Consider the following 26,521-nt stretch of genomic DNA (forward strand, 5'->3'; position numbering starts at 1 on the left):
GAGCGAGCTTGCTCGCGAAGAACCTGAGGATAACGCGTTTTATCCAGTGAGCCCGCGATATCGTTAACGACCTTCGCGAGCGAGCTCGCTCCTACAAAAAGGTCTTTATAAACGCAAGCTGGCAGGACAATAGTCAGCGGTAGTTGTTCTGAATCTGTCGAAGTAGGACAATTGCCGGCTTCACGTCACCATCAGCGACCTTGAATGGCCTTCCTTGCACTCGGTATTAACCACAAGACTGCTTCAGTAGACGTCCGCGAGCGCGTGGCCTTTACCCCTGAGCAGCTGGTGGAGGCCTTGCAGCAGCTCTGCCGACTCACCGACAGCCGCGAAGCTGCGATCCTTTCCACCTGCAATCGCAGTGAGCTCTATATAGAGCAGGATCACCTTTCGGCTGATGTCGTGTTGCGCTGGCTGGCTGATTATCACCATTTGAGCCTCGAAGAGCTGCGCGCGAGCGCTTATGTGCACGAAGACGATGCGGCAGTTCGTCACATGATGCGGGTCGCCTCCGGGCTCGATTCGCTGGTGTTGGGCGAACCGCAGATTCTCGGCCAGATGAAATCGGCGTATGCCGTGGCCCGCGAGGCCGGCACCATCGGTCCGTTGCTCGGGCGTTTGTTTCAGGCGACGTTCAATGCAGCCAAACAAGTGCGCACCGACACCGCCATCGGCGAGAACCCGGTGTCCGTGGCGTTTGCCGCCGTCAGCCTGGCGAAACAGATTTTCAGCGACTTGCAGCGCAGCCAGGCCTTGCTGATCGGCGCCGGCGAAACCATCACCCTGGTTGCCCGTCATCTGCACGAACTGGGTGTGAAACGCATCGTCGTGGCCAACCGTACCCTTGAGCGCGCAAGTATTCTTGCGGAACAATTCGGCGCTCATGCCGTATTGCTCTCGGACATTCCGGCAGAACTGGTGCGCAGCGACATCGTCATCAGTTCCACGGCCAGCCAGTTGCCGATCCTGGGCAAGGGCGCAGTGGAAAGTGCCTTGAAGCTGCGCAAGCACAAACCGATCTTTATGGTGGATATCGCCGTCCCTCGCGATATCGAGCCTGAAGTCGGCGAGTTGGACGACGTTTACCTCTATAGCGTCGACGATCTTCACGAAGTCGTCGCCGAGAACCTCAAGAGTCGTCAGGGTGCAGCCCAGGCGGCCGAAGAGATGGTTTCGGTCGGTGCCGAAGATTTCATGGTCCGCTTGCGCGAGCTGGCGGCGGTGGATGTGCTCAAGGCCTATCGCCAACAAAGCGAGCGCATGCGTGACGAAGAATTGCAGAAAGCCCAGCGGATGCTGGCCAACGGCAGCAGCGCCGAAGACGTGCTGGTGCAACTGGCGCGGGGCTTGACCAACAAACTCTTGCACGCACCGAGCGTGCAGTTGAAAAAGCTTTCTGCCGAAGGTCGCCTCGACGCACTGGCCATGGCCCAGGAACTCTTTGCCCTCGGTGAGGGCTCATCGGATAGCTTTTCGGATAAAAAACCGCAATGAAAGCGTCACTGCTCAATAAGCTGGACATCCTCCAGGACCGTTTCGAGGAACTGACCGCCTTGCTTGGCGACGGCGAAGTCATTTCCGATCAGAACAAATTCCGCACCTATTCCAAGGAGTACGCGGAAGTCGAGCCGATTGTCGACACCTATAAACAGTTGCTCAAAGTGCAAGGTGACCTCGAAGGCGCTCAGGCACTGCTCAAAGACAGCGACCCGGACATGCGCGAAATGGCCGTGGAAGAAGTTCGCGAAGCCAAAGAGCAACTGATCGAAATCGAAGCCAGTCTGCAACGCATGCTGCTGCCCAAGGACCCGAACGACGGGCGCAACGTGTTCCTCGAAATCCGTGCCGGCACCGGCGGTGACGAGGCGGCGATTTTTTCCGGCGACCTGTTCCGCATGTATTCGCGTTACGCCGAGCGGCGTGGCTGGCGGGTGGAAATTCTCTCGGAGAACATCGGCGAACACGGCGGCTATAAAGAAGTCATTGCCCGGGTCGAAGGCGATAACGTCTATGGCAAGCTGAAGTTCGAATCCGGCGCGCACCGCGTACAGCGTGTGCCGGCCACCGAATCCCAGGGACGCATCCACACTTCGGCCTGCACCGTCGCGGTGTTGCCAGAGCCGGACGAACAGGAAGCGATCGAGATCAACCCGGCGGATATACGGGTCGATACCTACAAGTCCTCGGGTGCTGGCGGTCAGCACGTCAACAAGACCGACTCGGCGATCCGCATCACCCACTTGCCCTCCGGTATCGTCGTCGAGTGCCAGGAAGAACGTTCCCAGCACAAGAACCGTGCCCGGGCGATGTCCTGGCTGTCGGCCAAGCTGAACGACCAGCAGACCAGCGCCGCTGCCAATGCCATCGCCAGTGAGCGTAAATTGCTGGTGGGTTCGGGTGATCGCTCCGAGCGGATTCGCACGTACAACTTTGCCCAGGGCCGGGTCACCGACCACCGGGTCAACCTGACGCTGTACTCCCTCGACGAAATCCTCGCGGGTGGTGTCGATGCGGTGATCGAGCCGTTGCTGGCCGAGTACCAGGCCGACCAATTGGCTGCGATAGGTGAGTAAATGACGATCATTGCCAGTTTGCTGCGCGCCGCCGATTTGCCCGATTCGCCCAGCGCGCGCCTGGATGCCGAATTGCTGCTGGCGGCGGCGTTGGGCAAGTCCCGCAGCTTTTTGCACACGTGGCCGGAACGTATCGTTCCGAGCGAAGCGGCACTGATATTTGCCGAGTATTTGCAGCGTCGTCGTGGCGGTGAACCGGTGGCCTACATTCTGGGGCAGCAGGGTTTCTGGAAGCTGGATCTGGAAGTCGCGCCGCACACGTTGATCCCGCGTCCCGACACCGAGCTGTTGGTGGAGGCTGCGCTGGAGTTGCTGCCCGCGACCCCGGCCAACGTCCTCGATCTCGGCACCGGCAGTGGCGCCATTGCGTTGGCCCTGGCCAGCGAGCGTCCGGCCTGGACCGTCACCGCAGTGGATCGCGTACTGGAAGCCGTGGCCCTGGCCGAGCGCAATCGTCAGCGCCTGCACTTGAACAACGCCACCGTGCTGAGCAGTCATTGGTTCAGCGCGCTGGAAGGTCAGCGTTTTCACCTGATCATCAGCAACCCGCCCTACATCGCGTCGGCCGATCCGCACTTGGTGGAGGGCGACGTGCGCTTCGAACCGGCCAGTGCGTTGGTGGCCGGCGTCGACGGGCTCGACGATTTGCGATTGATCGCGGCCCAGGCACCGGCTCACCTCGAAGCCGGGGGCTGGTTAATGCTCGAACACGGTTACGATCAAGCCGCGGCGGTGCGTGATTTGCTGCTGACCCAAGGCTTTGAAGCCGTCCACAGCCGCACCGATCTGGGCGGTCACGAACGTATCAGCCTGGGGCGCCTGCCGTGCTGAATGATCAGGAATTATTGCGCTACAGCCGGCAGATTCTGTTGCAGCACGTCGATATCGACGGCCAGTTGCGACTCAAACAAAGCCGTGTGCTGATCGTCGGCCTCGGCGGTCTCGGTTCGCCTGTGGCGCTTTACCTGGCCGCCGCGGGTGTCGGTGAACTGCATCTGGCGGATTTCGATACCGTCGATCTGACCAACCTGCAGCGCCAGATCATTCACGACACCGACAGCGTGGGTGTGAGCAAGGTTGATTCGGCGATCCGCCGATTGAGCGCGATCAATCCCGAGATTCAATTGATTGCCCATCGCACGGCGCTGGACGAAGATTCGATGGCCGCCGCCGTGGCCGCCGTGGATCTGGTACTGGATTGCTCCGACAATTTCTCTACCCGCGAAGCGGTCAATGCTGCGTGTGTGGCCGCCGGCAAACCCTTGGTCAGCGGCGCGGCGATTCGCCTGGAGGGTCAGTTGTCAGTGTTTGACCCGCGCCGTCCGGAGAGCCCGTGCTACCACTGCTTATACGGGCACGGTACTGAAGCCGAATTGACCTGCAGCGAAGCCGGCGTCGTGGGGCCTTTGGTGGGATTGGTTGGCAGTCTCCAGGCGCTGGAAGCCCTGAAGCTTTTGGCGGGTTTTGGTGAGCCGCTGGTGGGGCGCCTGTTATTGATTGATGCCTTGGGTACACGCTTCCGTGAATTGCGCGTCAAGCGTGATCCGGGTTGCAGTGTCTGTGGTACTGCACATGCGTGAAGCGCCGATCGGCGTGTTTGACTCCGGTGTCGGTGGCCTGTCGGTGCTGGCCGAGATCCAGCGTTTGCTACCCAATGAGTCGCTGCTGTACGTCGCCGATTGCGGGAACGTTCCGTACGGCGAGAAAACCCCGGAGTTCATCCGCCATCGTTGCAGCGTGATGGCCGGTTTTTTTCAACAGCAGGGCGCCAAGGCTTTGGTACTGGCCTGCAATACGGCGACTGTCGCCGGGGTTGCGGACCTGCGACGCGATTATCCCGAGTGGCCCATCGTCGGCATGGAACCGGCCGTCAAGCCGGCGGCCGCCGCCACTCGCAGCGGCGTCGTCGGGGTGCTCGCCACCACCGGCACATTGCAAAGTGCCAAGTTCGCCGCATTACTCGACCGTTTTGCCACTGATGTGCGGGTTATCACTCAACCGTGTCCGGGGTTGGTGGAGTTGATTGAGAACGGCGATCTCCACAGTCCCGCCCTGCGCCAGTTGCTGGCCGGATATGTCGAACCGCTGCTGGCCGTCGGGTGCGACACGATAATTCTCGGCTGCACGCATTATCCCTTTCTAAAGCCATTGCTTAAGCAGATGATCCCTGAGGACATCAGCTTGATTGACACTGGCGCCGCTGTCGCGCGGCAACTTCAGCGCCTGTTGGCCGAGCGTGAGTTACTGGCCGAGGGGCCTGTTCGTGCCGCGCAGTTCTGGACGAGTTCCGATCCAGAACATTTCAGAAATATCCTGCCGATACTGTGGAATACCGCTGGCGTTGTGCGAAGCTTTGAGGGGTAATTAAAATTTTGGGGAAACACGAGTCATTGGGGTGAACTTCCGGTTACGCGTCGACTTCTTTAGCTTTAGTGCTGCTGAGCAACAAAAAAACCATACGAAATCGTTCGGAAAAGGATGTTTCTAATGAAGCGACTATTCTGCTTGGCCGCGATTGCGGCCGCACTGATGGGGCAAAGTTTTACCGCACAGGCGGCAGGCGTGGAGTTCGCGGTCGGCCACACCCGCGATTCGACCATGACCTATCGACTGGGTATGCAATTTGATTGGGACCAGAGTTGGCTGCAGAGTGACGTCGGTCGTGTGACGGGTTACTGGAGTGGCGCCTACACCTACTGGGAAGGTGACAAGACTTCCAGCAACCACAGCCTGTCGTTCTCGCCAGTGTTTGTTTACGAGTTTGCCGGTCAGAACATCAAGCCGTACCTGGAGGCCGGGATTGGCGTGGCGGTGTTCGCTCATAGCGAAGTTGAAAACAACAACCTCGGTGGCGCTTTTCAGTTCGAAGACCGATTCGGCTTTGGTCTGCGCTTTGCGGGCGGACATGAAGTCGGGATTCGTGCGACGCACTATTCCAACGCAAGTATGAGCATTCACAACGACGGCGTAGAAAGCTACGCACTGCATTACACGATGCCGTTGTAAACACCCGACCCTGTAGGAGCGAGCTTGCTCGCGAAGGACGTTAACGATAACGCGTTTTTTCTGAATAAACGCGTTGCTCTCAAGTCCTTCGCGAGCAAGCTCGCTCCTACAGGGGGGCAAGGTGATTTCGATTTCAGCGATACACCGTGGTAATCCCCTGGCGCTCGTCGATACATTCCGGCGAGCCCGTCTCGAACTCCCGACAGATCAGCGGGCGTTTTTCGTAGATGGTGCACAGCATCGTGTTGCGGTCCAGCGCGGCGCACCAGCCGTCATCCAGACGCAGCATGACTTCCCCACCCCAGTCATCGGTATCGATAAATCGTTCGGGCACGCCCGTATCGGTGATCAACATCACTTCGAGCTGACAGCAACAGGCTGCGCACGTCGAGCAAGTGATCGCCGGTTCGGCGATTTGCAGGTGGGGAATGGTTTTCATGGCGCGCAGTGTAAGGCAGTGGCTCGGTGCTGTGTGAAAGGGCTGACAGACGTTCAGTCGCGGCAACCGTACTCGAGCCTGCTGGCCATGCCACCGGGGAAGATAACGGCCGATAATGGCGATTCACGGTGTGTCCTTGATGGGCGGATGACTGCGCACCATGCGCTTGCCGATCGCCAGTTTCATCCGGTTGGGCATTTTTGAGAGGGGCCACAAGTCGGCCATGAACAGCGCGGGGAATGCTATCTCCGGTGGACGGTTCTTGAGCTTGCTGAAAATGTGCCGCGCGGCTTGATCCACGGGCCAGCTGAGCGGCATCGGGAAGTCATTTTCAACCGTCAGCGGCGTGTCTTCATACCCTGGATGGACGACGGTGACGTCAATGCCTTCCGGGGCCAGGTCAATGCGCAGGGACTCGAACAAATAACGTAGCCCGGCTTTCGAGTCGCCATGGGCTTCGGCCCGCGGCAACGGCAGGTAAGTGATTGAACTGGCGACGCCCACCAGGTGCGGCGCGATACCCGTCCGTAACAAGGGCAGCGCCGCTTCGATGCAATAGCTGCTGGCGAGCAGGTTGGTACGCACCACGTGCTCGACGATCGAGGCATCTAACTGGTTGGCATCAACGTATTCGCAGGTGCCGGCGTTGAGGATCATTGTGTCCAGTGAGCCCCACTCCTCGGCAATCTGCTCGCCGATTTCGCGCACGGTCTGACTGTTGGTCAGATCGCCAGCCACCACCAGCAGTTGCCCCGGATAACGCTGGGACAAGACTTTCAATGGTGGCACCGTGCGTGAACTGACGGCCAGGTGGGCGCCGGTTTTCAGTATTTCTTCGGCCAGCGCGGCGCCTATTCCGCTGCTGGCGCCGGTCAACCAATAGCGTCGTGGAGGTGTAAAGCTCATCCCATTCTCCTTTTCAGTCAGGCAATCGCCCGGCCCAATAGGGGTAAGTGTTCATAACGAAAGCCTATGCCCAGGTCCACGAACTGCCGGGTAAAGCGCTGCAGGAAGTCTCTCATAACTTCCTCCTGCGTTTTGTCGCGATGGCAGATTTTTGAACGCGGCCAGCGCTCGCAGGCGCGAAGTACTGAGATTGACCATGGGTGGGGGATAATCCACCCCGCCGAATAACCCGCCAAGGTTTGCCGGATTATGCACATCTTTTTCGTTCAGGCCGGCCAGCTCCGGGAGCCAGTGCTTGATGAACACACCTTCGGCATCGAATTTTTCCGATTGGCTCAGTGGGTTGAAAATCCGGAAGTAGGGGGCCGAGTCGGTGCCCGTGGAGGCACTCCACTGCCAGCCCCCGTTGTTCGCCGCCAAGTCACCATCGATCAGATGACGCATGAAAAAACGCTCGCCTTCGCGCCAGTCGATCAGCAGGTTCTTGGTCAGGAACATCGCCACCACCATGCGCAAGCGGTTGTGCATCCAGCCGGTTTCGAGCAATTGGCGCATGGCCGCGTCGATGATCGGCAAGCCCGTGCGGGCTTGCTGCCAGGCCAGGAGTTCTTCCGGGGCATCGCGCCAGGCCAGCGCTTCGGTTTCCGGGCGAAAGGCGCGATGGCGAGAGACCCGCGGGTAGCCCACCAGAACGTGTTTGTAGAATTCGCGCCAAAGCAACTCGTTGATCCAGGTAACGGCGCCGACCTTGCCGCTTTCGAACTCGCCCTGATTGCTTTGCACGGCGGCATGCAGGCACTGGCGAGGGGAAATCACCCCGGCCGCCAGATACGCCGAGAGCTGGCTGGTGCCGGGTTTCCCCGGGAAATCCCGTTCGTTGCTGTAGTCGTCGATTTGGGCGTCGATGAAGGTGTCGAGACGGCGAAGCGCTTCGGCTTCACCGGCCGGCCAGAGGGCACGCAACCTGTCGCTGGGCGTCTCGAAACCCTCGACGGTTGAGGGAACGTTGTCGCTGTCGATGTTCAACGGTGCCTGAGCCCCGGGTTTGTGCACCAGACTCGGCAACGAACGACGCAGACGGTCGTAGCAGACTTTGCGGAACTGACTGAAGACCTGGAACCAGGTGCCGGTTTTGGTCAGCACGGTGCCGGGTTTGAACAGCAGTTGATCGAGGTAGCGGTGAAAATCGATACCCTCGGCGTTCAGCGTGTCGGCCACCGCTGCATCACGGCGGGTTTCATCAAGCCCGTATTCCTCGTTGACGTGTACCGCGTCGATTTTCAGCTGCCGGCACAGATCGAGCAAAACCTCGGGTGCTTCATCCCAGCGCGGTGCCTTGCGGATCAGCAGCGGAATGTTCAGTTCGCCCAGCATACGGCTCAACTCGCTCAAGTTGCGCAGCCAGAAATCCACTTTGCATGGCGCATCGTCGTGCTCTCGCCATTGCTGCGGGCTCAGCAGATACACCGCGACGCTCGGGCCGAGGGCTGTCGCGGCCGAAAGGGCGGTGTTGTCGTGTAGGCGCAAGTCGCTGCGTAGCCAGATCAGTTGCATGGTGGTCCCCGCACGATCCATTCAAAAAGCACCTTTAAATAAGTCCACGCTGAACCAGGCCCTGATGAGCCGATAACGGATCTTCGGCCAGGAGCACGTCAGCGATCTCGGAAGTTCTGGCGGACAACTCGGCGTGGTGAATGCACACAGTTGGTCCGGCAATCATTTTTGGGCAACGGACACCGTTCAAAAGTTTCGGCAGCTGCGAAAGGTTCATGGCTTTGCTGGAATACAACAGTACGCCGCGGGCTTGCAGGTGATCGATCGCCAGCGCGAGTTCGCCGGCGGGAAGTGGCCAGTCGAACACCTCCACCGGGCAGTCGGAGCTACTGATCAGCCAGGCGGTGAGCCACAGCTGAGGTTCCAGTGGCAGGTCCGAGTGATTGATCAATAGCAGCGGCGCGGCGCGCAGCTGACGGTTGTTATGGTAGATGCGTGCGCCAAATTTGCTGCGCAACCAGGAACAGAAAAACACCCGCTCCATCTGCGCGCCGAACTGGCCTTGCCAGCGTTGTTCGAGTTCCGTCAGCAATGGCATTAGCAGCTGTTCGCACAAAGTCCGTGGCGGGTATAGCGCCATTGCCTGGTTGACCGTGTCGTCGAGGGTGCGTTCGGTCAGTTGAGTGACCGCTTGCAGCAGCGTGTGACGCAACACTTGCCAGTCGTTTCCGGCCGATTCGGTAAAGGCTTGCGGGGTGTCGAGCAGTGGCTTGACCTGGCTGACGGCCACGCCGCGATTAAGCCAGGTGAGAATCATCAAAATGCGTTGCACATGGTCGGTGCTAAACAGCCGGTGCCCCTTGGGCGTACGTTGCGGCACGATCAGGCCATATCGCCGTTCCCAGGCGCGTAGCGTGACGGCGTTGACGCCCGTCTGTCGCGCCACTTCACGGATCGGCAACCAGCCTTCGTCGAGGGCTGTCTTGAAGTCAGCGCCGAGATCTTCGTGGGCACTCGTGTCGAGTCGGGTTTTCATTAGATCGCGTTTCGCAGGCTGAGACTTTCCGGATGGGGTTGCAGGTAAACCTGCTGCGCGATGTAGGGGTCCGGGTGTTGGCGCAAGTAATGTTTGAGCAGCGTCAACGGCACCACCAACGGGACGATGCCCTGATGATATTGGCCGATGACGAGCTGCATTGCCTGTTTGTCTTCAGCGCTGATGACCTGCTTGAAGTAACCACTGAGGTGTTGCAGCACGTTGGTGTGAGTGCGGCGAGTGGCACATTTTTTCAGTGCCGCCATCAGCTCGCTGAAATAGCGCGGGCCAATTTCGTCGGGATCGGCCCGGCCCATGTTGCCCAGCAAATGGCCCAGTGCTTTGTATTGCACCGGGTTGTGGGCCATCAGCAGGTATTTGTAGCGAGCGTGAAATTCGGTGAGGCCACGGCGAGTCAGGCCTTCTTGCCGCAGCTGCTGCCAGGCGCTGTACGCAAACACGCGGGTCAGGAAGTTTTCCCGCAGCACCGGGTTGTTGAGTCGGCCGTCTTCTTCCACCGGTAAATCCGGATGTTGCGTGCAGAAGGTCTGGGCATAGAGGCCACGGCCACCACCGTCCATGGGCGCGCCGTTGATGGAGTAGACCTTGACCCGATCCAGGCCGCACGAAAGCGATTTCTGCATGAAGATGTAGCCGCAGATATCAGCCAGCTCTGCCGCCATTTTCTGGCCGATGGCGACTTCCGGGCAGACCGGAACGAAATCAAAGTACTTAGTGAGGAGGCGACTGCACAGCCGCGACGCCTTGTGCCCGCCGTTATAACGCACCTCAGCCCCCATCAAGCAGGCGCTGATAGCAATTTTTGGTTTTTCGGGGGAATGGGGCATCGGAGCACCTCAAATCTAAACCTGTACAGAAATGTAATTCTGTACAGCATGGACTTCATCATAGATTCAAAGGTGTACAAGTCAAATTGTTTGTACAAGTTTTTTGGATCGGTAAGCACTTCCTGTAGGAGCTGCCGAAGGCTGCGATCTTTTGATCTTGCATTGTTCGGAACCGCTAAAGATCAAGATCAAAAGATCGCAGCCTTCGGCAGCTCCTACCAGATTGATGCTGTTCATTGCAGATGCGCATGCAGGCGGCGGGCGGCTTCCTGGCCGCTGAGCCAGGCGCCTTCGACACGGCCGGACAAGCACCAGTCGCCACACACATACAGACCCAGATCGGCATCTGCCAACACTCCCCATTCATGGCTGCTGGCGGGCCGGGCGTAGAGCCAGCGGTGGGCGAGGCTGAAGGTCGGGGCGGGCATGGCACTGTGCAGCAATTCGGCAAACGCACCGTGCAATTGCTCGATCACTGCTTCTTTGGGCAGGTCGATGTGTTGTCGGCTCCAGGCGCTGGTGGCGTGCAACACCCACGTGTCCAGTGTGTTGTCACGTCCGGGTTTGCTGCGGTTGCGAGCCAGCCAATCCAGCGGACTGTCCTGCACGAAGCAGCCTTCCATGGGCGTATCCAGCGGTGTATCGAACGCCAGCGCGATCGCCCAGGTCGGGTCCATTTTTACCCCGGCGGCGGCCCCGGCGAGTTTGGGGGCGGCGGCCAGCAGCGCAGTTGCCTGAGGGGCTGGCGCGGCGATGACGACATGACTGAATGGCCCATGAGTGAAGCCTTCGGCGTCCTGCAGGTGCCAGTGTTCTTCACCGCGATAGACCTCGGTGATCCGGCAGGCGAAATGCGCTTCCAGGTCGCCGAGCAGGCCGCGGGTGATGGCGCTCATGCGCGGCGTTCCGACCCAGCGAGTCTGCTCGTCCGGTGACAGGTTGAGTTGACCGCCGTGGTAGGTGTACAGCTGCGGCGTCCATTCGGCGACCCAACCATTGGCTTGCCAGCGTTGGACTTCAGTGACAAAGCGGCGATCGCGGGCAGTGAAATATTGCGCGCCCATGTCCAGAGCCCCCGCATCGCTGCGTTTGCTCGACATGCGTCCGCCACTGCCGCGGCTTTTATCAAAAAGTTGAACGACATGCCCGGCGTCCGTAAGGGCCTGGGCGGCTGAGAGCCCGGCGATGCCGGTGCCGATGATTGCGATAGGTACAGTCATAGGGGCCTCGTTTACCTTTCTGTACAGACTACGCCGTGGTTGAAACCTGTACAATATTGTTTTTTGGTATAACTTTTAGCGTTCTCGTTCTGACAGCTTGGCCTATTGTTAATCACAGAGCCTGCCCGATACCAAAGATCCCTGCTTATAAAAATAGACTAGTGATCAGGGTAAAACGCCACGCGAGGAAGAAGTCATGCACATATTGCTGACCGGCGGTACTGGTTTGATAGGACGTCAGCTCTGCCGACGCTGGTTGAGTCAGGGACATCACCTGACGGTCTGGAGTCGCAAGCCTGCAAAAGTCGCGAAAATCTGTGGAGCACAAGTGCGTGGCATTGCCCGTCTCGAGGACATCGGTCAGGAATCGGTCGATGCAATTATCAATTTGGCGGGCGCCCCTATTGCTGACCGGCCCTGGACTCACAGGCGCAAAGCGTTGTTGTGGAGCAGCCGGATCACCCTGACCGAAACCCTGCTGGCCTGGCTCGAAAGCCGAGAACAGAAACCGCCGGTGTTGATCTCCGGTTCTGCAGTCGGTTGGTACGGGGACGGGGGGGAGCGAGAACTGACCGAGGACTCGCCTCCGGTCAACGAAGATTTCGCCAGTCAGTTGTGCATTGCCTGGGAGGAAACCGCCCAGCGTGCCGAAGCCTTGGGCGTGCGCGTCATCCTGATTCGCACCGGGCTAGTGTTGTCCGCCGAGGGCGGCTTTTTGTCGCGGCTGTTACTGCCGTTCAAACTGGGGCTGGGCGGGCCTATCGGCAATGGTCGGCAGTGGATGCCGTGGATCCATATCGAGGATCAAATCGCCCTGATTGATTTTCTCCTGCATCAGAATGATGCCCACGGTCCTTATAATGCCTGCGCGCCCAAACCGGTGCGCAATCGCACGTTCGCCAAGACGTTGGGCAGTGTGCTTCACCGCCCGGCATTCATGCCAATGCCGGCCTTCGCACTGAAGGTGGGCCTGGGCGAGTTGTCTTTGCTGTTGCTGGGGGGGCAGCGAGCCACACCGGTTCGTTTGCTGGCAGCAGGTTTCACTTTCCAGTTCACTGATTTGCGCGCGGCTCTGGATGACCTGTCCAGCCGCCTCTGAAATAGGATGTTGCATGACCGATCACGCGTTGCTTCTGGTCAACCTGGGCTCACCTGCTTCCACTTCGGTGGCGGATGTGCGCAGCTACCTCAATCAATTTCTGATGGACCCGTACGTCATCGACCTGCCATGGCCGGTGCGGCGTTTGCTGGTTTCGCTCATCCTGATCAAGCGTCCGGAACAGTCAGCCCATGCCTACGCGTCAATCTGGTGGGAGGAGGGCTCGCCGTTGGTGGTGCTCAGCCGTCGCCTGCAACAGGCCATGACCGCGAAATGGGCCCATGGTCCCGTTGAGTTGGCGATGCGTTATGGCGAGCCGTCCATTGAATCGAAACTGCTGCAGTTGATCGCGCAGGGCCACAAGCGAATCACCCTCGCGCCGCTTTATCCACAGTTCGCCGACAGCACGGTGACCACGGTCATCGAGGAAGCCAAGCGAGTGGTGCGGGAGAAGAAACTCGATGTGCAGTTATCGATTCTTGAGCCGTTCTACGATCAGCCGGAATACCTCGATGCATTGGCAGCCAGCGCCAGGCCTTATCTGGAGCAGGATTTCGATCACCTGTTGCTGAGCTTTCATGGCTTGCCGGAGCGGCATCTGAAGAAGCTCAATCCGGGTCACAGTTTCGACGGTGGGGGCGATTGCTGCGCGGGTGCGCCGCCGGAAGTGGTTGCGACCTGTTATCGCGGCCAGTGTTTGCGCACCGCGGCGGAATTTGCCAAACGCATGGGCTTGCCGGACGGCAAGTGGTCGGTGTCGTTTCAGTCGCGGCTGGGCCGGGCGAAATGGATCGAACCCTACACCGAAGCGCGCCTTGAAGAACTGGCCAAGAGCGGCGTGAAAAAGATTCTGGTGATGTGCCCGGCGTTCGTCGCCGATTGCATCGAGACGCTGGAAGAGATCGGTGATCGCGGGCTGGAGCAATTCCGCGAAGCGGGAGGGGAGGAGTTGGTGCTGGTGCCTTGCCTCAACGATAACCCGCAGTGGGCGCGGGCGTTGAATGCCTTGTGCGAAAGGGCACCGTTAGCCCTATAAAAGCATCGCGAGCAGGCTCGCTCCCACAGGGGGCTTTGTAAACAATACAAATCCAATGTGGGAGCGAGCCTGCTCGCGAAAGCTATTTCACTGACAACTAATAAATCAAACCATTACAACAACGGCTTGTCCGCCTGCTTGTGCTTCCAGCTGTCATTGCCTGGCAGCAGCAGGTTCAGCGCAATCGCCACCACCGCGCACAGCGCGATGCCTTTGAGACCGAAGTCGTCCGCACCCGTGCCGGTGCCGACCAGCATGCCGCCAATCCCGAACACCAGCGTCACCGACACAATCACCAGATTGCGTGCCTCAGCCAGGTCGATCTTGTGGCGAATCAGCGTGTTCATGCCGACTGCCGCGATCGAACCGAACAACAGGCACAGAATCCCGCCCATCACCGGCACCGGAATGCTTTGCAGCAGTGCGCCGAACTTGCCGACAAACGCCAGGCTGATGGCAAAAATCGCCGCCCAGGTCATGATTTTCGGGTTGTAGTTTTTGGTCAGCATCACCGCGCCCGTAACTTCGGCGTAGGTGGTGTTAGGCGGACCGCCGAACAAACCGGCTGCCGTGGTGGCAATGCCATCGCCGAGCAGGGTGCGGTGCAGTCCCGGCTTTTTCAGGTAATCGCGACCGGTTACGCTACCCACGGCAATCACGCCGCCGATGTGCTCGATGGCCGGCGCCAGCGCCACTGGAACGATGAACAGAATCGCCTGCCAGTTGAACTCTGGTGCGGTGAAATGGGGTATCGCGAACCACGGTGCGGCAGCAATCTTCGCGGTATCGACCACGCCGAAGTAGAACGCCATGGCAAAACCGACCAACACGCCGGAGATGATCGGCACCAGGCGGAAAATGCCTTTGCCGAACACGGCGACGATCAGCGTCGTCAGCAGCGCGGGCATCGAGATCAGCATCGCCGTTTGGTAATGGATCAGCTCAGTGCCGTCGCCGGCCTTGCCCATTGCCATGTTGGCGGCGATGGGCGCCATGGCCAGGCCGATGGAGATGATCACCGGGCCAATCACCACCGGTGGCAGCAAACGGTCGATGAAACCGGTGCCTTTGATTTTCACCGCGAGGCCGAGGAAGGTGTAGACGAAACCGGCCGCCATCACACCGCCCATGGTCGCCGCGAGGCCGAACTGGCCCTTGGCGAGAATGATCGGGGTGATGAAGGCGAAGCTCGACGCCAGGAACACGGGCACCTGACGCCCGGTGACGATCTGGAACAGAATCGTCCCCAGGCCTGCGGTGAACAGCGCTACGTTCGGGTCGAGGCCGGTAATCAGCGGCATCAACACCAGGGCGCCGAAGGCCACGAACAGCATCTGCGCGCCAGACAGCACCGTGCGCCAGAGCGGATCGTTGAACTCTTGCTGCATGGTCACGCGTCCTTCTGCTTGGTGCCGAAGATCTTGTCACCGGCATCGCCCAAGCCTGGGATGATGTAACCGTGTTCGTTCAGTTTCTCGTCAATGGAAGCGGTGTAGATGGTCACGTCCGGGTGAGCCTTTCCTACAGCGGCGATGCCTTCTGGCGCGGCCACCAGGACCATCGCGCGGATGTCGCGGCAACCGGCTTTTTTCAGCAGGTCGATGGTGGCGACCATGGAACTGCCGGTGGCGAGCATCGGGTCGATGATCATCGCCAGGCGTTCGTTGATTTCCGGGACCAGTTTTTCCAGATACGTATGGGCCTGCAGTGTTTGTTCGTTGCGGGCCACGCCGACGGCGCTGACCTTGGCGCCCGGAATAAGGCTCAGCACGCCTTCAAGCATGCCGATACCGGCGCGCAGGATCGGCACCACGGTGATTTTCTTGCCGGCGATTTTCTCGACCGACACGGTGCCGCACCAGCCTTCGATATCGTAGGTTTCCAGCGGCAGGTCTTTGGTGGCTTCATAGGTCAGCAGGGCGCCGACTTCCTGAGCGAGCTCACGGAAATTCTTGGTGCTGATGTCTGCACGGCGCATTAGGCCAAGTTTATGACGGATCAGCGGATGGCGGATCTCGAGGATGGGCATGGGAAAGGCTCCGGCGGCGGGCAAAAAAACCGGCCTAGATTAATCTATCCGAGGGTGTTGTCCTATAGACATCAAGTACGTTAGTCCACAAACGCTTGATCTGGCCGTGCGGGATGCGTACCTTTGCCCGCTTTTCCTGAATCCGTCCCCCTGGAGAGCGCCATGTCCGCTGATCTCGAGCATATCCGTCAAATCATGCGAGAGGCTGACTGCCTGTACACCGAAGCTGAAGTCGAGGCGGCCATCGCCCGCGTCGGTGCACACATCAACGAACAACTCGCCGAGAGCAATCCGGTGGTGTTCTGTGTGATGAACGGCGGCCTGATTTTTGCCGGCAAGCTGCTCACCCATCTGCACTTCCCGCTGGAAGCGTCCTACCTGCACGCCACCCGTTATCGCAACGAAACCAGCGGCGGCGACCTGTTCTGGAAAGCCAAGCCTGAAGTGTCGTTCATCGACCGTGATGTACTGATCATCGACGACATCCTCGACGAAGGTCACACCCTGGGCGCGATCATCGACTTCTGCAAACACGCCGGCGCGCGCAAAGTGCACACCGCCGTGCTGATCGACAAGGACCACGACCGCAAGGCTCGCCCGGACCTGAAAGCCGATTTCGTCGGCCTGCCGTGCATCGACCGTTATATCTTCGGTTACGGCATGGACTACAAAGGCTACTGGCGTAACGCCAACGGGATTTTTGCCGTTAAAGGCATGTAAGAATCCTGCACGGCCTCCTGTAGGAGCGAGCTTGCTCGCGATGGACGTGAACGATGACGCCTGTTGTCTGGAAACAAGCGCCGCCTTAGAGTTCATCGCGAGCAAGCTCGCTCCTACAACCGCCCTCCGGAACCTGTCATGAGCTTTTTGATCCGCAGCTGCGCCACCCTGTTGCTGACCCTCAGCCTGCCCCTGGCCGCTGCTCCAGCGCCCATGCACGCACAGTTCCTGCCGCCAGACGACCTGACCCTGCGTGACGCCGAACCCGAGCAACAACAACTGTTGCAGGTCACTGACTATTCGGTGGTGGTGGGCAGTCAGCGCCAGTCCACCCAACAGCCGATCCCGGTCACGTCGCCATTGCTGATCCGTCTCAAGGGCAAATCCTTGAACAAGGGCGCAACCATCAGCCAGGTGCTGGTCAACTTCGACGGCGAAAGCAAAAGCCTGAAAAAGCCGGTCTACGACGAGAAAAGCAAAACCCTGACGCTTTATTACCCGCTGGCCCAATACCGGGTGGTGATCGATTTGTTGCGTAACGACACGGTGTATTGCCAGTTCCTCAGCTACGCCAACGGTCATGTCTGGGCTGATCTGCACACAGGCAGCGTTCGTTCGCGTTGAGCCCGGCGGCAAGGGAGGGGTAAACTGCCCGCCCCGTGAAATGTCTGCGAGCTGGAGTCGGCAATGCGTAAAGATAAGAAGCAAGTGATTGGTGACGAGATCGGCGATGAGCAGATCAAACTGTTCCTCGATTTTGAACCGGTCGACGCCACTTCACCGTCGCTGCACAAGTTGATCAAGGCCTATCGCGGTCTGCGTATCGATGATTTCGAGCGTTTTCTGACGTTCTTCGTCGAAGCCGGTTTTGACCTGGACGGCAAGGATGAGCACGGCAATGATTTCGTCGCGGTGATCAAGGATCAGCGTAACGCGGCCGAGTACATCGAGCTGATCGCCAAGGCTCGCGGTTAAGATCAAAAGACAAGATCAAAAGATCGCAGCCTGCGGCAGCTCCTACAGGGATTGGGTCCACCCGATAATTTCCGGTGTGACGCGACCCCTGTAGGAGCTGTCGAGCGCAGCGAGGCTGCGATCTTTTAAGCGGCACAAAAAAACGCCCCGTACTCAATGAGAACGGGGCGTTTTTTATGTGGCCGAATCAAGCGTAGCTTTCGGTCTCGTTACTGGCTTCAACCAGCTCCAGTGCGATGTTGTTGTGCGCATTGATCTTGCGATACAGCGCAGCGTCGGTTTCCAGAACCTTTTCCCGAGCCGGGAAGATTTCCGCCAGTTTGGCGGCCCACTCGCCGGATGCCTTGCCCGGGAAGCATTTTTCGATCAGTTCCAGCATGATCGAAACGGTCACCGAAGCGCCAGGCGAAGCGCCGAGCAGGGCGGCCAGGGAACCGTCTTTAGCCGCGACCAGTTCGGTACCGAACTGCAGAACACCGCCTTTTTTCGGGTCTTTCTTGATGATCTGCACCCGTTGGCCAGCCACTTCCAGGCGCCAGTCTTCGGCTTTCGCTTCAGGGTAGAAGCGGCGCAGCGAATCCAGGCGTTGTTCCATCGACTGCATCACTTCGCTGACCAGGTACTTGGTCAGGTCCATGTTGTTTTTCGCCACGGCCAGCATCGGGCCGATGTTGCCGGCGCGAACCGACATCGGCAGGTCCATGAAGGAGCCGTGCTTGAGGAACTTGGTGGTGAAACCGGCGTAAGGCCCGAACAGCAGGGACTTCTTGCCATCGACCACGCGGGTGTCCAGGTGCGGCACCGACATCGGTGGCGAGCCCACGGCAGCCTGGCTGTAGACCTTGGCCTGGTGGTGCTTGACCACTTCCGGGTTATCGCAACGCAGCCACTGGCCGCTGATCGGGAAGCCGCCGAAGCCTTTGCTTTCTTCAATGCCCGACGCCTGCAACAGCGGCAATGCTGCGCCGCCAGCACCGAGAAAGACGAACTTGGCGTCGACTTCACGGGTGTTGCCGCTGTTGACGTCCTTGATGCTGACGGTCCAGCCGCCGTTGTTACGCTTCAGGCCGGTCACACGCTTGCAGTACTTGACCTGGGCATCGGGTGCGCTGGTCAGGTGCTTGAGCAGCTGATTGGTCAGGGCCCCAAAGTTGACGTCGGTGCCGTTGATCACGCGGGTCGCAGCGACGACTTCGTCGGCTGGACGGCCCGGCATCATCAGCGGCATCCACTCGGCCATGGTGGCCTTGTCTTCGGTGTATTCCATGTCCGAGAAGGCGTGGTGCTTGCTCAGCGTCTTGAAGCGTTCCTTGAGAAAGGAAACGCCACTGTCGCTCTGCACGAAGCTCAGGTGCGGCACCGGACTGATGAACGTCTTGCACGAGCCGAAGGTGCCTTTTTTGGTCAGGTACGACCAGAACTGCTTCGACACCTCAAACTGGGTGTTGATGTGCACGGCTTTCTTGATGTCGACGGTGCCGTCGGCGGCCTGCGGTGTGTAGTTGAGCTCACACAGCCCGGCGTGGCCGGTACCGGCGTTGTTCCACGGGTTCGAACTTTCCGCGGCACCGGAATCCATCAACTCGACGACTTCCAGCTTGATCGCGGGGTCGAGTTCTTTGAGCAGTACAGCGAGGGTGGCACTCATGATGCCGGCCCCAACCAGTACTACGTCGACTGCTTCGTTATGCGCCATTTAACGCGTCTCCAAAATCTGCAGCACCAAATTGTCGGCATGGCTGCCAGGAGTGACGGGGCGTGTCAGTGTTGCCCCAGGTACCCATGGCAGTATCGCCATGTCCGAATCTTCGCAATTTTTCGCAACTTCGACGGACGCTACCGGCCGGGTTAATGAGCCCTATGAACTCATTTCAACACGCGTCTGGCAATTCGACTTATGGTCGAGACATCCGTTTGTGCAACCAAATCCGTAGCGGACAGGCTTCAGGCTCCGGTGTTCGAGGAATACTCGGTCCTGTGTCGTTGGGCTGTTTCAGACGCTAATGGTGCATGTTCAGACGCAAAACTATTCATTTGCTCGCCACACTCTTGTGAAGTTGTGAAAACCCGTTTTTTTCACGCTCTTTTGAAGACGTGAACCTCAAAAAAGGGCTGTCCAGCCTGGCACCGGGCCCGGATGGATTGCCGTCATGGGATACATGACAGGCAAAACGGGCAAACAGCTCAGTGACCGAGCGTAATGACAGCTCTGCAGATTCGCGAAAAGTGGGGGTTTTGCTTAAAGAACAGCAAGCGCGCCAGCTTCACTCGATCTGTGTGGGCGGCTCTCTGTGGGCGGTGCGGGGTGTCAATACCAAGGCATTGACGATGCTGCGAGGCCCGATCAGGAGACGTCCTTATAATCGGGGGGAGATTGTATCTAAGAAACGCAGGGAAATGGACGTGTTTAATGACTTTTATTAGACGTCTGGTCAGGTGGTCAACAGATGTTGCACCCGTGCGCGCGGCTGGCGCTGGCTGACACGGGCGCGCGGGGGCAGGGGCTGGTGCAGCCAGTCGAGGTGGATTTCTTCGATTTCGACCCAGCCATCGCCCATCGGCTGGAGACTGCACTGCTTGAATGCCTGGCACAGACCATTGCGGTCGAGCAGGGCAAAGCTGCGATGCAGCGGGCGTGGCGCGAACAGCGAGATGAGGTGGCGCATGGCAAAGTACCGTGTAGGGGAGCTGTTCTACAGGTTGCCCGTGAGCTGTGACGTGTTTGTGTGAGTACGGTGACAGAGGTGTGACAGGAACCGTGGTCTGCAGGGTTTGTCAGATATTTCAGCAGTCACTGCGAGAAATGTATTTGCGAGACCGAACACTGGTTCGCAACGATGGCCCACCGCTATACTGCCGGCCTGTTTTTGCCTGATTCTGGAGAGAAGAGCATGTTGCAACGCCTGTTGTTCGGTTTGATCACTGTGACCAGTTTGACCCTGGTCGGCTGCGCCAACAGCCCGCAACAACTGAGTCCGGAACCGAAGCTGACCACTCAGCTCGCGCCAGTGGGCCATGGTCAGCAGGTCGTGGTGCGTGTCGTGGATGGTCGTCCGTCGCCAACCCTCGGAACGCGCGGTGGCCTGTATCCGGAGACCAGTGCGATTACAGTGCAGGGCGCGCAGATTCTGCCGAAGTTGCAGGCTCAAGCCGAAGCGGCCGTTCGTTTGCTGGGTTTTACCCCGGTCCCCAATGGCATGAATGCACCGCAGTTGACCGTGACCCTGGTCGAGCTGAAGTATCAGTCGCCTAAAGAAGGCATGTATGTGACTGAGGCGACCATTGGCGCGACGTTCCGCTCCGATGTGCAGAATGCCAGTCGTCGTTACAGCGGTCGTTATGGTTCGTCCCTGGATCAGCGTTTTGGTATGGCGCCGAATCAGGAAACCAACACCAAACTGGTCAGCGATGTGTTGAGCGATGCGTTGACGCGTCTGTTCAAGGATCCGACAGTGGGTCAGATTCTCGGCGAATAAATCGCTGGATTCAAAAAAGCCCGGTGCCAGCAATGGCCCCGGGCTTTTTCATACCTGCGTTTTTTGCCGAATTCACCCCTGTCCCTGTAGGAGCGAGCTTGCTCGCGATGGTGTGTCAGATGCATTGATGTCGACTGACACTCCATCGCGAGCAAGCTCGCTCCTACACCGGGATCTGCGTTGCTCAGGCGGCTTGCGAATAGAAATCCAGCACGCTCACGCCTGTCAGCAAATCCGTCTCCGGCAAATCCGCATGCTGATGCCCCCCCAGCGCGCAATACACCAGCCAGTGCCGATCCTGAACGTTGAAGGCAAGGCTTCCGACGAGGTTTTGTTGTTCTTCGCTTTGGGCGATAAGGTAGAGACGATCCTGATTTTCGGCGTGCAGCACGACGGACTCCGTGTCGGTTTCGAGGGGCGCCAGACTGGCGTATTTAGATGACGAAGCCGTGACGCGGGGCAGCAATCTGCCAAATGGTTCGTTATTTGTCGTAAAGCGCAGGGCAAGCGGGAAGGCTTTCGGTAGACTCCGCGCCGCGGTCGTCCGTCCGGCGTCTGCCACACCTGATTTGCTTGAGGTCCGTGATGTCGCTGCACTTGATGACGCTGTTTACCGCCCATCCCGCCAAATTGATCAACCTGCTGGCGTTGCTGGTTGCGTTCCCGGGGAGTTGGTTGCTGCATGCCACGCGTCGCCGCGAACAACGCGCGCTGGCCAGTCTGGACGCGCAAACCCAGAGCCGTCGCATCAATGAGCCTACGTTGATGCTGGACGGCGCGACCTTGCGCATGAATCGGTTTTTCTATCGATTCGGCTTTGCTTGCCTGGGGGTGGCGTTGCTGGTGTCGTGGATCAGCACGCGGGTATGAATCTCTTAAAGTAAAAGATCGCAGCCTGCGGCAGCTCCTACAGATTTGCGTAATGACGTGGATCCTGTAGGAGCTGCCGCAGGCTGCGATCTTTTGACCTTGTTGTAAAAAACCTTACAGCGGCAATCCCGCTTTCACGCGGTACTGATTGCGCACCGGCATCGCATATTGCAGAACCAGGAAGGGACGATGTGCCTCGGGGCAAGCTTCCAGGCGTTGCTGCCATTGCTCCTGGGCCTTGGCCAGTTCGTCGGCCGGGAACACCTCGGCGGCTTTTGGAACCTGTAATTGCGGGTCGGCGTCTTTCCATTGCGCGTAGGCCAGGTAGTGCACCGGGAACAGGCGGTAGCCGCCGAGGATCTGCCGGTCCATCTCGATCGCCAACAGCTTGGTGTCTTCGAACAATTCGGTGATCGGCGAGGCGAAGTTCACGTGAACGCGGCCCTTGTAACCGGTGATGCCCTTGGCAATGCTCACGTCATCCTCGCCCGGCACTTTGGTGTAGCTGCCGGTGGTGGAGCGGATGAACAGTTCGCGGGCCTTGGCCTGGTCGCACGGGTCGTATTCGTAGCTGATCGACACCGGGGTGACGTTCAGCGAGCGGATGACTTCGCCGAACGGCTCGTCCTTACGGCTCATGTGGAACATTTTGAGGATGGCCGACTCGGTGCGGTCGTCGCCGTCCTTGGCCCGACCTTCGGCCTGGGCGATCCAGATCGACGCGCAATCGTTGCGGATCGAGTGGTTGATGTAAGCCGACAGCAGCTGATACGCCGCCATCTTCTCGCGGCGACCGCTGATCGAACGGTGCACGATGAAACTCTTGTTCAAGCGCATCAGGTCGCTGACGAAGGGTTTTTGCAACAGGTTGTCGCCGATCGCGATGCGCGGTGTCGGCAGGCCGGCGTGGTACACGGCGTAGTTGACGAAGGCCGGGTCCATCACGATGTCGCGGTGGTTGGCGATGAACAGATAGGCGCTGCCAGACTTGAACTGCTCGACGCCGGTGTACGTCACACCGTCCGTGGCCCGCTCGATGGTGTGGTCGACATACATCTCGACTTTGTCCTGCAACGTGGCCACTGATGTGACATCGGCGAACTCACGGCGCAGCCGATGAGCTATAAGAGGTTTGAGCATCCAGCCGAATGCACCGGCAAAGCGCGGGAAGCGAAAGTGGGTGAGGATATCTAGAAACGCCTTGTCGCCAAGCAGCCTGTCCAGCACTGCTGGGACTTCGCTGTCGTCGTAAGGTCGGATGGCATCGAATTCGCCCATCATGCTCTCTTGTTAGAAACGGCTAGGGTAAGTAAAGGTTTTGATCGAAAACCCGCGGGGCACGGTCTGAAAAAGTAGCCAGACAAAAATAGCCCTGCAAATAGACCGGCGATTATACGCACAAGTCACCAGGGAGACCGCGATGCTGGAAACCGAGCGCTACGAATGTCCGTATTGTGGTGAAGAGGCAGAGGCCGTTCTTGATTTGTCCGGCGGCGATCAGACCTATATCGAAGACTGTCCGGTCTGTTGTCGTCCGATTACGTTTGTCCTGCAGACCGACGGTCAGGAATGGTTGCTCGAAGTTCACAGCGAAAACGAATGAAAGGGGCACCCCCATGCAGCGAATCTACGAGCCGGAAAACCTGATGGAAGGCGAGTTGCTGCAAAGCATGTTGGCCAGCGAGGGCATCGAGGCGCATCTGGTGGGGCGCGATTTACTCGGTGGCACCGGCGAATTGCCAATCTTCGGCCTTCTGGGATTGTCGGTGGATAACGACCAGGCGCAGTACGCCCGGGAGTTGATCACCGCGTACAATGCCGCGCTGCCGCTGCCCGGCGATGAACCGGAGAGCTACCAAGGCACGCTGGTCTGTTAGGCTGGCGTTCGTTTTATCAAGAGTCGTGCTGCCCCATGTGTGGACGTTATGCCCTGTTTCGCTGGAATCCCGCCTTCGCGGCCCTGCCTGGCTTTCCCGCCGATCAGCAGGCCCAGTGGAATATTTCCCCAAACGATTCGGTGTTGATGCTGCGTGCAGGCGCCGATGGTCAGCGTGAGTTGGCCCGGGCACGCTGGGGTTTGACGCCGCCGTGGCTGACCGATCTGTCCCGTACGCCGGCCCATGCCCGGGCCGAAACCGTTGCCGAGCAACCGATGTTTCGTCAGGCCTTGCGCGAGCGCCGTTGCCTGCTGCCGGCCAATGGTTTTTACGAATGGCGCGGCACCACACGCAAGCGCCCGTATTGGCTGACACCGGGGGAGGGCTCGGCGCTGTTTTTTGCGGCGATTTGGGAGGCGTATCCGGTACAGGAACAGGTGTGGTTGAGTACGGCGGTGATCACCCAGCCGGCGGCCAGTCAGCGTCGACCGTTGATTCTTGATGCGGCAGGGCAGGCGGCGTGGCTCGATCCGCAGACGCCGTTGCATGTGTTGCAGGGGTTGCTTGCCAGTGAACCCGCAGCGTTGCGCGAGCGGGTGTTGGCGAATTTGGTGAATGATCCGAAGTTGAATGCGCCGGAGTGTTTGACCCCGGGTTGAGTGGTGGACTCAAAAAGATCGCAGCCTGCGGCAGCTCCTACAGGGTGTACGCCAACCCAATGTAGGAGCTGCCGCAGGCTGCGATCTTTTGATCTTTCTCTTAAACCTTGAACTGATTGATCAACCGCCGCTGCTGCTCAGCCAATTTGGTCAGGCCCGCACTCGCCGCACTGGATTCATCCGCCCCGCCGGCCACTTCATTGGCCACTTGCCCAATATTGATCACGTTGCGGTTGATGTCATCCGCCACGGCGCTCTGCTCTTCGGCCGCGCTGGCGATCTGCGTGTTCATGTCGTTGATCACCGACACCGCCTGAGTAATGGTCTCCAGTGCTTCGGCCGCTTTCGCCGCATGCTGCACGCTTTCGTCGGTGCGGTTCTGACTGTCTTCCATCACCCGCACTACGTCACGTGTGCCTTGTTGCAGTTGCTGGATCATGGCCTGAATTTCTTCAGTGGCCTTCTGGGTCTTCTGCGCCAGGTTGCGCACCTCGTCCGCCACCACCGCAAAGCCACGGCCCTGTTCGCCGGCCCGCGCCGCTTCGATGGCCGCGTTCAAGGCCAGCAGGTTGGTCTGCTCGGCGATCCCGCGAATGGCGGTGAGGATCGCGTTGATGTTCTCGCTGTCCTTGGCCAGGGTCTGCACCACACCGACAGCCTTGCCGATTTCAATCGCCAGCACGCCAATCGAGTTCGACGTGTCCCGCACGATCTGCATGCCCTGCGCCGCTGCCTGGTCGGCATGGCTGGCGGCTTGCGCAGCCTGGGTCGCGTTGCGCGCCACATCCTGGGCCGTGGCGGTCATTTCGTGCACCGCGGTGGCGACTTGATCGATCTCGGCCATTTGCTTCTGCACGCCGATGTTGGTGCGGATGGCGATGTCGGCCGTGTGTTCCGATGAGTCGCTGACGCTCTGCACCGAGGCCACCACTTGAGTGATCATCGCCTGCAACTTGGCCAGGAAGGTATTGAAGCCTTTGGCGATCGAGCCCAATTCGTCGGCGCGATCGCTGGTCAGACGGCGCGTCAGGTCGCCTTCACCTTTGGCAATGTCATCGAGCATCGCGACCATTTGCTTGAGTGGCCGGGCAATGCCGTGGCCGACCAGCCAGATCACCAGCAAGCCGATACCCGCGATCAATAGACCGACCATGGCCATGCCGAAGGTATCGGACTTGCGCTGGGTGTTCAGGTCGCCCTGAAGTTTTTGCAGGTCGGCCATCACCGCATTCAGCGGCAGTTGCAGCATCAGGGTCCAACGAGCGTCGGTCTGGCCGATGCCGAACGGCAGGTACAACTCGATCCGGTCCTGGGCTTTGTCGACGGTGTAGGTCACTTCGCCGCGTTTGAGATTGGCCATGTTGGCAATCTGCTGACTGTCGAGGATGTCGCTGACTTTCTCGCCAAATTTGCTCGGGTCCTTGGTGTAGGCCACGATCCGGCCATTACCGCCAATCAGCGCCATAACACCGGAGCCGCCGTAGAGTTTCTGATTCGCGCCCAGGAGCATTTCCTGGATGAAATTCACCGAGAGGTCGGCGCCGACGATGCCCTGGAAGGTGCCGTTGAGCATGATCGGTTCAATAAACGACGCGAGCATGACGATCTTGTCGCCGACCTTGTAGGGCGCCGGATCGATCACGCAGGATTTCCTGGTTTCTTTCGAGCACAGGTAGTACTCGCTGGCGCGCACGCCGGTGGACAGGGTTTTCTGGTCGTCGACGTCCACCAGTTTGTCCAGGCCCAGGCTGCCATCTTCGTTTCGGAACCACCACGGCAGGAAACGTCCGTTGCTGGCGTCGATACCGACCACTTTGGTGTCGACGTACGCTGCATCGTTGTGGTCGAGGGCGTTTTTCTCCCAGCCGACGTACGTGCCGAGAATTTTCGGGTTTTTGGCGACGTTTTCCTTGATCAGGTTGATCAACTGCTCCCGGCTGAGGCTCAGCTGCGGCTGGCCATCGGCGCCCGGTGTGCCGATCAGCGTATTGACCCGCACCAGTCCGCCAGCAATCAGCAGGGGCGCTTCGAGCTCGCGCTGGATCTGGCTGACCTGGGTTTGCGCCAGCGACGTCAGGCGCTGTTCGATGACTTGCTCAAATTGCGCCTGGGTCCGTTCCTGGACCATGTCTTGAGTCCGTGCGCCGGAAAACAGTGCGTAAAGCACCAACGCGGCCACGACGCTAAGAACGATGGCGCCGGCGAGGGCTGCCACGGAAAACTGGATCGACTTGAATTTCATGGGTGCTCCGCACGCA

General features: G+C 59.2%; 29 protein-coding genes. 16 read left to right on the forward strand and 13 right to left on the reverse strand.

The features are described 5' to 3' along the window. Nucleotides 1–204 precede the first annotated feature (204 nt). The 6 genes from hemA (at nt 205) to JFU37_RS28895 (ending at nt 5,579) form a co-directional block, all read left to right on the forward strand. Nucleotides 205–1,494, forward strand: coding sequence for a glutamyl-tRNA reductase (gene hemA, locus JFU37_RS28870; protein ID WP_201120535.1), 1,290 nt, complete (start codon nt 205–207; stop codon nt 1,492–1,494). Beyond that, nucleotides 1,491–2,573, forward strand: coding sequence for a peptide chain release factor 1 (prfA, locus tag JFU37_RS28875; RefSeq protein WP_201120536.1), 1,083 nt, complete (start codon nt 1,491–1,493; stop codon nt 2,571–2,573). Before hemA ends, prfA begins: the two co-directional genes overlap by 4 nt. Continuing rightward, nucleotides 2,574–3,404 (forward strand): peptide chain release factor N(5)-glutamine methyltransferase, encoded by an 831-nt coding sequence (gene prmC, locus JFU37_RS28880; protein ID WP_201120537.1) that lies wholly within the window; start codon nt 2,574–2,576, stop codon nt 3,402–3,404. After that, nucleotides 3,398–4,153: a molybdopterin-synthase adenylyltransferase MoeB gene (locus JFU37_RS28885; protein WP_201120538.1), complete on the forward strand. Its 756-nt coding sequence runs from the start codon at nt 3,398–3,400 to the stop codon at nt 4,151–4,153. The genes prmC and JFU37_RS28885 overlap by 7 nt, the downstream gene beginning before the upstream one ends. After that, complete coding sequence (murI, locus tag JFU37_RS28890; protein WP_201120539.1) at nt 4,146–4,937, forward strand: glutamate racemase; 792 nt, start codon at nt 4,146–4,148, stop codon at nt 4,935–4,937. The genes JFU37_RS28885 and murI overlap by 8 nt, the downstream gene beginning before the upstream one ends. 123 nt (nt 4,938–5,060) lie before the next feature. Further along, a complete protein-coding gene (locus JFU37_RS28895) occupies nt 5,061–5,579 on the forward strand; it encodes an acyloxyacyl hydrolase (protein WP_201120540.1) in 519 nt (172 codons plus the stop codon). 133 nt (nt 5,580–5,712) lie between these two features. Here JFU37_RS28895 and JFU37_RS28900 read toward each other — a convergent pair whose 3' ends face one another. From JFU37_RS28900 to JFU37_RS28925, 6 genes are all read right to left on the reverse strand, one after another. Beyond that, nucleotides 5,713–6,018 carry a YkgJ family cysteine cluster protein gene (locus JFU37_RS28900; RefSeq protein WP_201120541.1) on the reverse strand — a complete coding sequence of 102 codons (306 nt, stop codon included), beginning with the start codon at nt 6,016–6,018 and terminating at the stop codon, nt 5,713–5,715. 123 nt (nt 6,019–6,141) lie between these two features. Continuing rightward, entirely contained in the window at nt 6,142–6,924 is a 783-nt protein-coding gene (locus JFU37_RS28905; RefSeq protein WP_201120542.1) for an SDR family NAD(P)-dependent oxidoreductase, read from the reverse strand. A gap of 51 nt (nt 6,925–6,975) precedes the next feature. Then, nucleotides 6,976–8,478 carry a deoxyribodipyrimidine photo-lyase gene (gene phrB, locus JFU37_RS28910; RefSeq protein ID WP_201120613.1) on the reverse strand — a complete coding sequence of 501 codons (1,503 nt, stop codon included), beginning with the start codon at nt 8,476–8,478 and terminating at the stop codon, nt 6,976–6,978. Between the two features lie 34 nt (nt 8,479–8,512). After that, on the reverse strand, nt 8,513–9,454 hold the full coding sequence (locus JFU37_RS28915) for a MerR family transcriptional regulator (RefSeq protein ID WP_201120543.1): 942 nt from the start codon (nt 9,452–9,454) through the stop codon (nt 8,513–8,515). Then, nucleotides 9,454–10,302: a YbgA family protein gene (locus tag JFU37_RS28920; RefSeq protein ID WP_201120544.1), complete on the reverse strand. Its 849-nt coding sequence runs from the start codon at nt 10,300–10,302 to the stop codon at nt 9,454–9,456. The genes JFU37_RS28915 and JFU37_RS28920 overlap by 1 nt, the downstream gene beginning before the upstream one ends. Before the next feature lie 233 nt (nt 10,303–10,535). Beyond that, complete coding sequence (locus JFU37_RS28925; protein ID WP_201120545.1) at nt 10,536–11,522, reverse strand: NAD(P)/FAD-dependent oxidoreductase; 987 nt, start codon at nt 11,520–11,522, stop codon at nt 10,536–10,538. A 196-nt stretch (nt 11,523–11,718) separates the two neighbouring features. On the opposite strand from JFU37_RS28925, the gene JFU37_RS28930 reads away from it, so the two are divergent. Together JFU37_RS28930 and hemH are read left to right on the forward strand one after the other, a co-directional pair. Further along, complete coding sequence (locus JFU37_RS28930) at nt 11,719–12,621, forward strand: TIGR01777 family oxidoreductase (RefSeq protein ID WP_201120546.1); 903 nt, start codon at nt 11,719–11,721, stop codon at nt 12,619–12,621. A gap of 13 nt (nt 12,622–12,634) precedes the next feature. Then, a complete protein-coding gene (gene hemH / locus JFU37_RS28935) occupies nt 12,635–13,657 on the forward strand; it encodes a ferrochelatase (protein WP_201120547.1) in 1,023 nt (340 codons plus the stop codon). Between the two features lie 113 nt (nt 13,658–13,770). Here the strand turns inward: hemH and JFU37_RS28940 are convergent, their stop codons facing one another. After that, entirely contained in the window at nt 13,771–15,045 is a 1,275-nt protein-coding gene (locus tag JFU37_RS28940; RefSeq protein ID WP_201120548.1) for a uracil-xanthine permease family protein, read from the reverse strand. A 2-nt stretch (nt 15,046–15,047) separates the two neighbouring features. Then, nucleotides 15,048–15,686: a uracil phosphoribosyltransferase gene (gene upp / locus JFU37_RS28945; RefSeq protein WP_201120549.1), complete on the reverse strand. Its 639-nt coding sequence runs from the start codon at nt 15,684–15,686 to the stop codon at nt 15,048–15,050. 162 nt (nt 15,687–15,848) lie between these two features. On the opposite strand from upp, the gene JFU37_RS28950 reads away from it, so the two are divergent. The 3 genes from JFU37_RS28950 (at nt 15,849) to JFU37_RS28960 (ending at nt 17,381) form a co-directional block, all read left to right on the forward strand. Further along, nucleotides 15,849–16,406, forward strand: a complete 558-nt coding sequence (locus JFU37_RS28950; protein ID WP_201120550.1) for a hypoxanthine-guanine phosphoribosyltransferase — start codon at nt 15,849–15,851, stop codon at nt 16,404–16,406. A 138-nt stretch (nt 16,407–16,544) separates the two neighbouring features. After that, nucleotides 16,545–17,030 (forward strand): hypothetical protein, encoded by a 486-nt coding sequence (locus JFU37_RS28955; protein ID WP_201120551.1) that lies wholly within the window; start codon nt 16,545–16,547, stop codon nt 17,028–17,030. Between the two features lie 63 nt (nt 17,031–17,093). Continuing rightward, nucleotides 17,094–17,381, forward strand: a complete 288-nt coding sequence (locus tag JFU37_RS28960; RefSeq protein WP_092278109.1) for a PA4642 family protein — start codon at nt 17,094–17,096, stop codon at nt 17,379–17,381. Nucleotides 17,382–17,568: 187 nt separating this feature from the next. Here JFU37_RS28960 and mqo read toward each other — a convergent pair whose 3' ends face one another. Continuing rightward, nucleotides 17,569–19,077 (reverse strand): malate dehydrogenase (quinone), encoded by a 1,509-nt coding sequence (gene mqo, locus JFU37_RS28965; protein WP_201120552.1) that lies wholly within the window; start codon nt 19,075–19,077, stop codon nt 17,569–17,571. 736 nt (nt 19,078–19,813) lie between these two features. Continuing rightward, nucleotides 19,814–20,047 carry a hypothetical protein gene (locus tag JFU37_RS28970; protein ID WP_201120553.1) on the reverse strand — a complete coding sequence of 78 codons (234 nt, stop codon included), beginning with the start codon at nt 20,045–20,047 and terminating at the stop codon, nt 19,814–19,816. Nucleotides 20,048–20,272: 225 nt separating this feature from the next. Between JFU37_RS28970 and JFU37_RS28975 the strand changes: the two genes are divergently transcribed. Then, nucleotides 20,273–20,857 carry a YajG family lipoprotein gene (locus JFU37_RS28975; protein WP_201120554.1) on the forward strand — a complete coding sequence of 195 codons (585 nt, stop codon included), beginning with the start codon at nt 20,273–20,275 and terminating at the stop codon, nt 20,855–20,857. Between the two features lie 184 nt (nt 20,858–21,041). On the opposite strand, the gene JFU37_RS28980 is transcribed toward JFU37_RS28975, so the two are convergent. Then, nucleotides 21,042–21,248, reverse strand: coding sequence for a hypothetical protein (locus JFU37_RS28980; protein WP_201120555.1), 207 nt, complete (start codon nt 21,246–21,248; stop codon nt 21,042–21,044). 194 nt (nt 21,249–21,442) lie between these two features. On the opposite strand from JFU37_RS28980, the gene JFU37_RS28985 reads away from it, so the two are divergent. Further along, entirely contained in the window at nt 21,443–21,727 is a 285-nt protein-coding gene (locus tag JFU37_RS28985; protein WP_201120556.1) for a hypothetical protein, read from the forward strand. Nucleotides 21,728–21,841: 114 nt separating this feature from the next. On the opposite strand, the gene JFU37_RS28990 is transcribed toward JFU37_RS28985, so the two are convergent. After that, nucleotides 21,842–23,005, reverse strand: coding sequence for a 1-acyl-sn-glycerol-3-phosphate acyltransferase (locus tag JFU37_RS28990; protein WP_201120557.1), 1,164 nt, complete (start codon nt 23,003–23,005; stop codon nt 21,842–21,844). 142 nt (nt 23,006–23,147) lie between these two features. On the opposite strand from JFU37_RS28990, the gene JFU37_RS28995 reads away from it, so the two are divergent. Genes JFU37_RS28995 through JFU37_RS29005 form a run of 3 tightly spaced genes read left to right on the forward strand, consistent with a single transcriptional unit; the run spans nt 23,148 to nt 24,263 of the window. Continuing rightward, the gene (locus JFU37_RS28995; RefSeq protein WP_008153387.1) at nt 23,148–23,330 is read left to right on the forward strand and encodes a CPXCG motif-containing cysteine-rich protein; all 183 of its coding nucleotides are present in this window, start codon (nt 23,148–23,150) and stop codon (nt 23,328–23,330) included. Nucleotides 23,331–23,343: 13 nt separating this feature from the next. Then, complete coding sequence (locus JFU37_RS29000) at nt 23,344–23,604, forward strand: putative signal transducing protein (RefSeq protein WP_201120558.1); 261 nt, start codon at nt 23,344–23,346, stop codon at nt 23,602–23,604. A 35-nt stretch (nt 23,605–23,639) separates the two neighbouring features. Beyond that, nucleotides 23,640–24,263: an SOS response-associated peptidase gene (locus JFU37_RS29005; protein WP_201120559.1), complete on the forward strand. Its 624-nt coding sequence runs from the start codon at nt 23,640–23,642 to the stop codon at nt 24,261–24,263. Nucleotides 24,264–24,363: 100 nt separating this feature from the next. Here the strand turns inward: JFU37_RS29005 and JFU37_RS29010 are convergent, their stop codons facing one another. Further along, a complete protein-coding gene (locus JFU37_RS29010; RefSeq protein ID WP_201120560.1) occupies nt 24,364–26,505 on the reverse strand; it encodes a methyl-accepting chemotaxis protein in 2,142 nt (713 codons plus the stop codon). Between the last annotated feature and the right edge of the window lie 16 nt (nt 26,506–26,521).

The sequence above is a fragment of the Pseudomonas sp. TH41 genome, from assembly GCF_016650695.1.
Taxonomy (GTDB): Bacteria; Pseudomonadota; Gammaproteobacteria; order Pseudomonadales; family Pseudomonadaceae; genus Aquipseudomonas.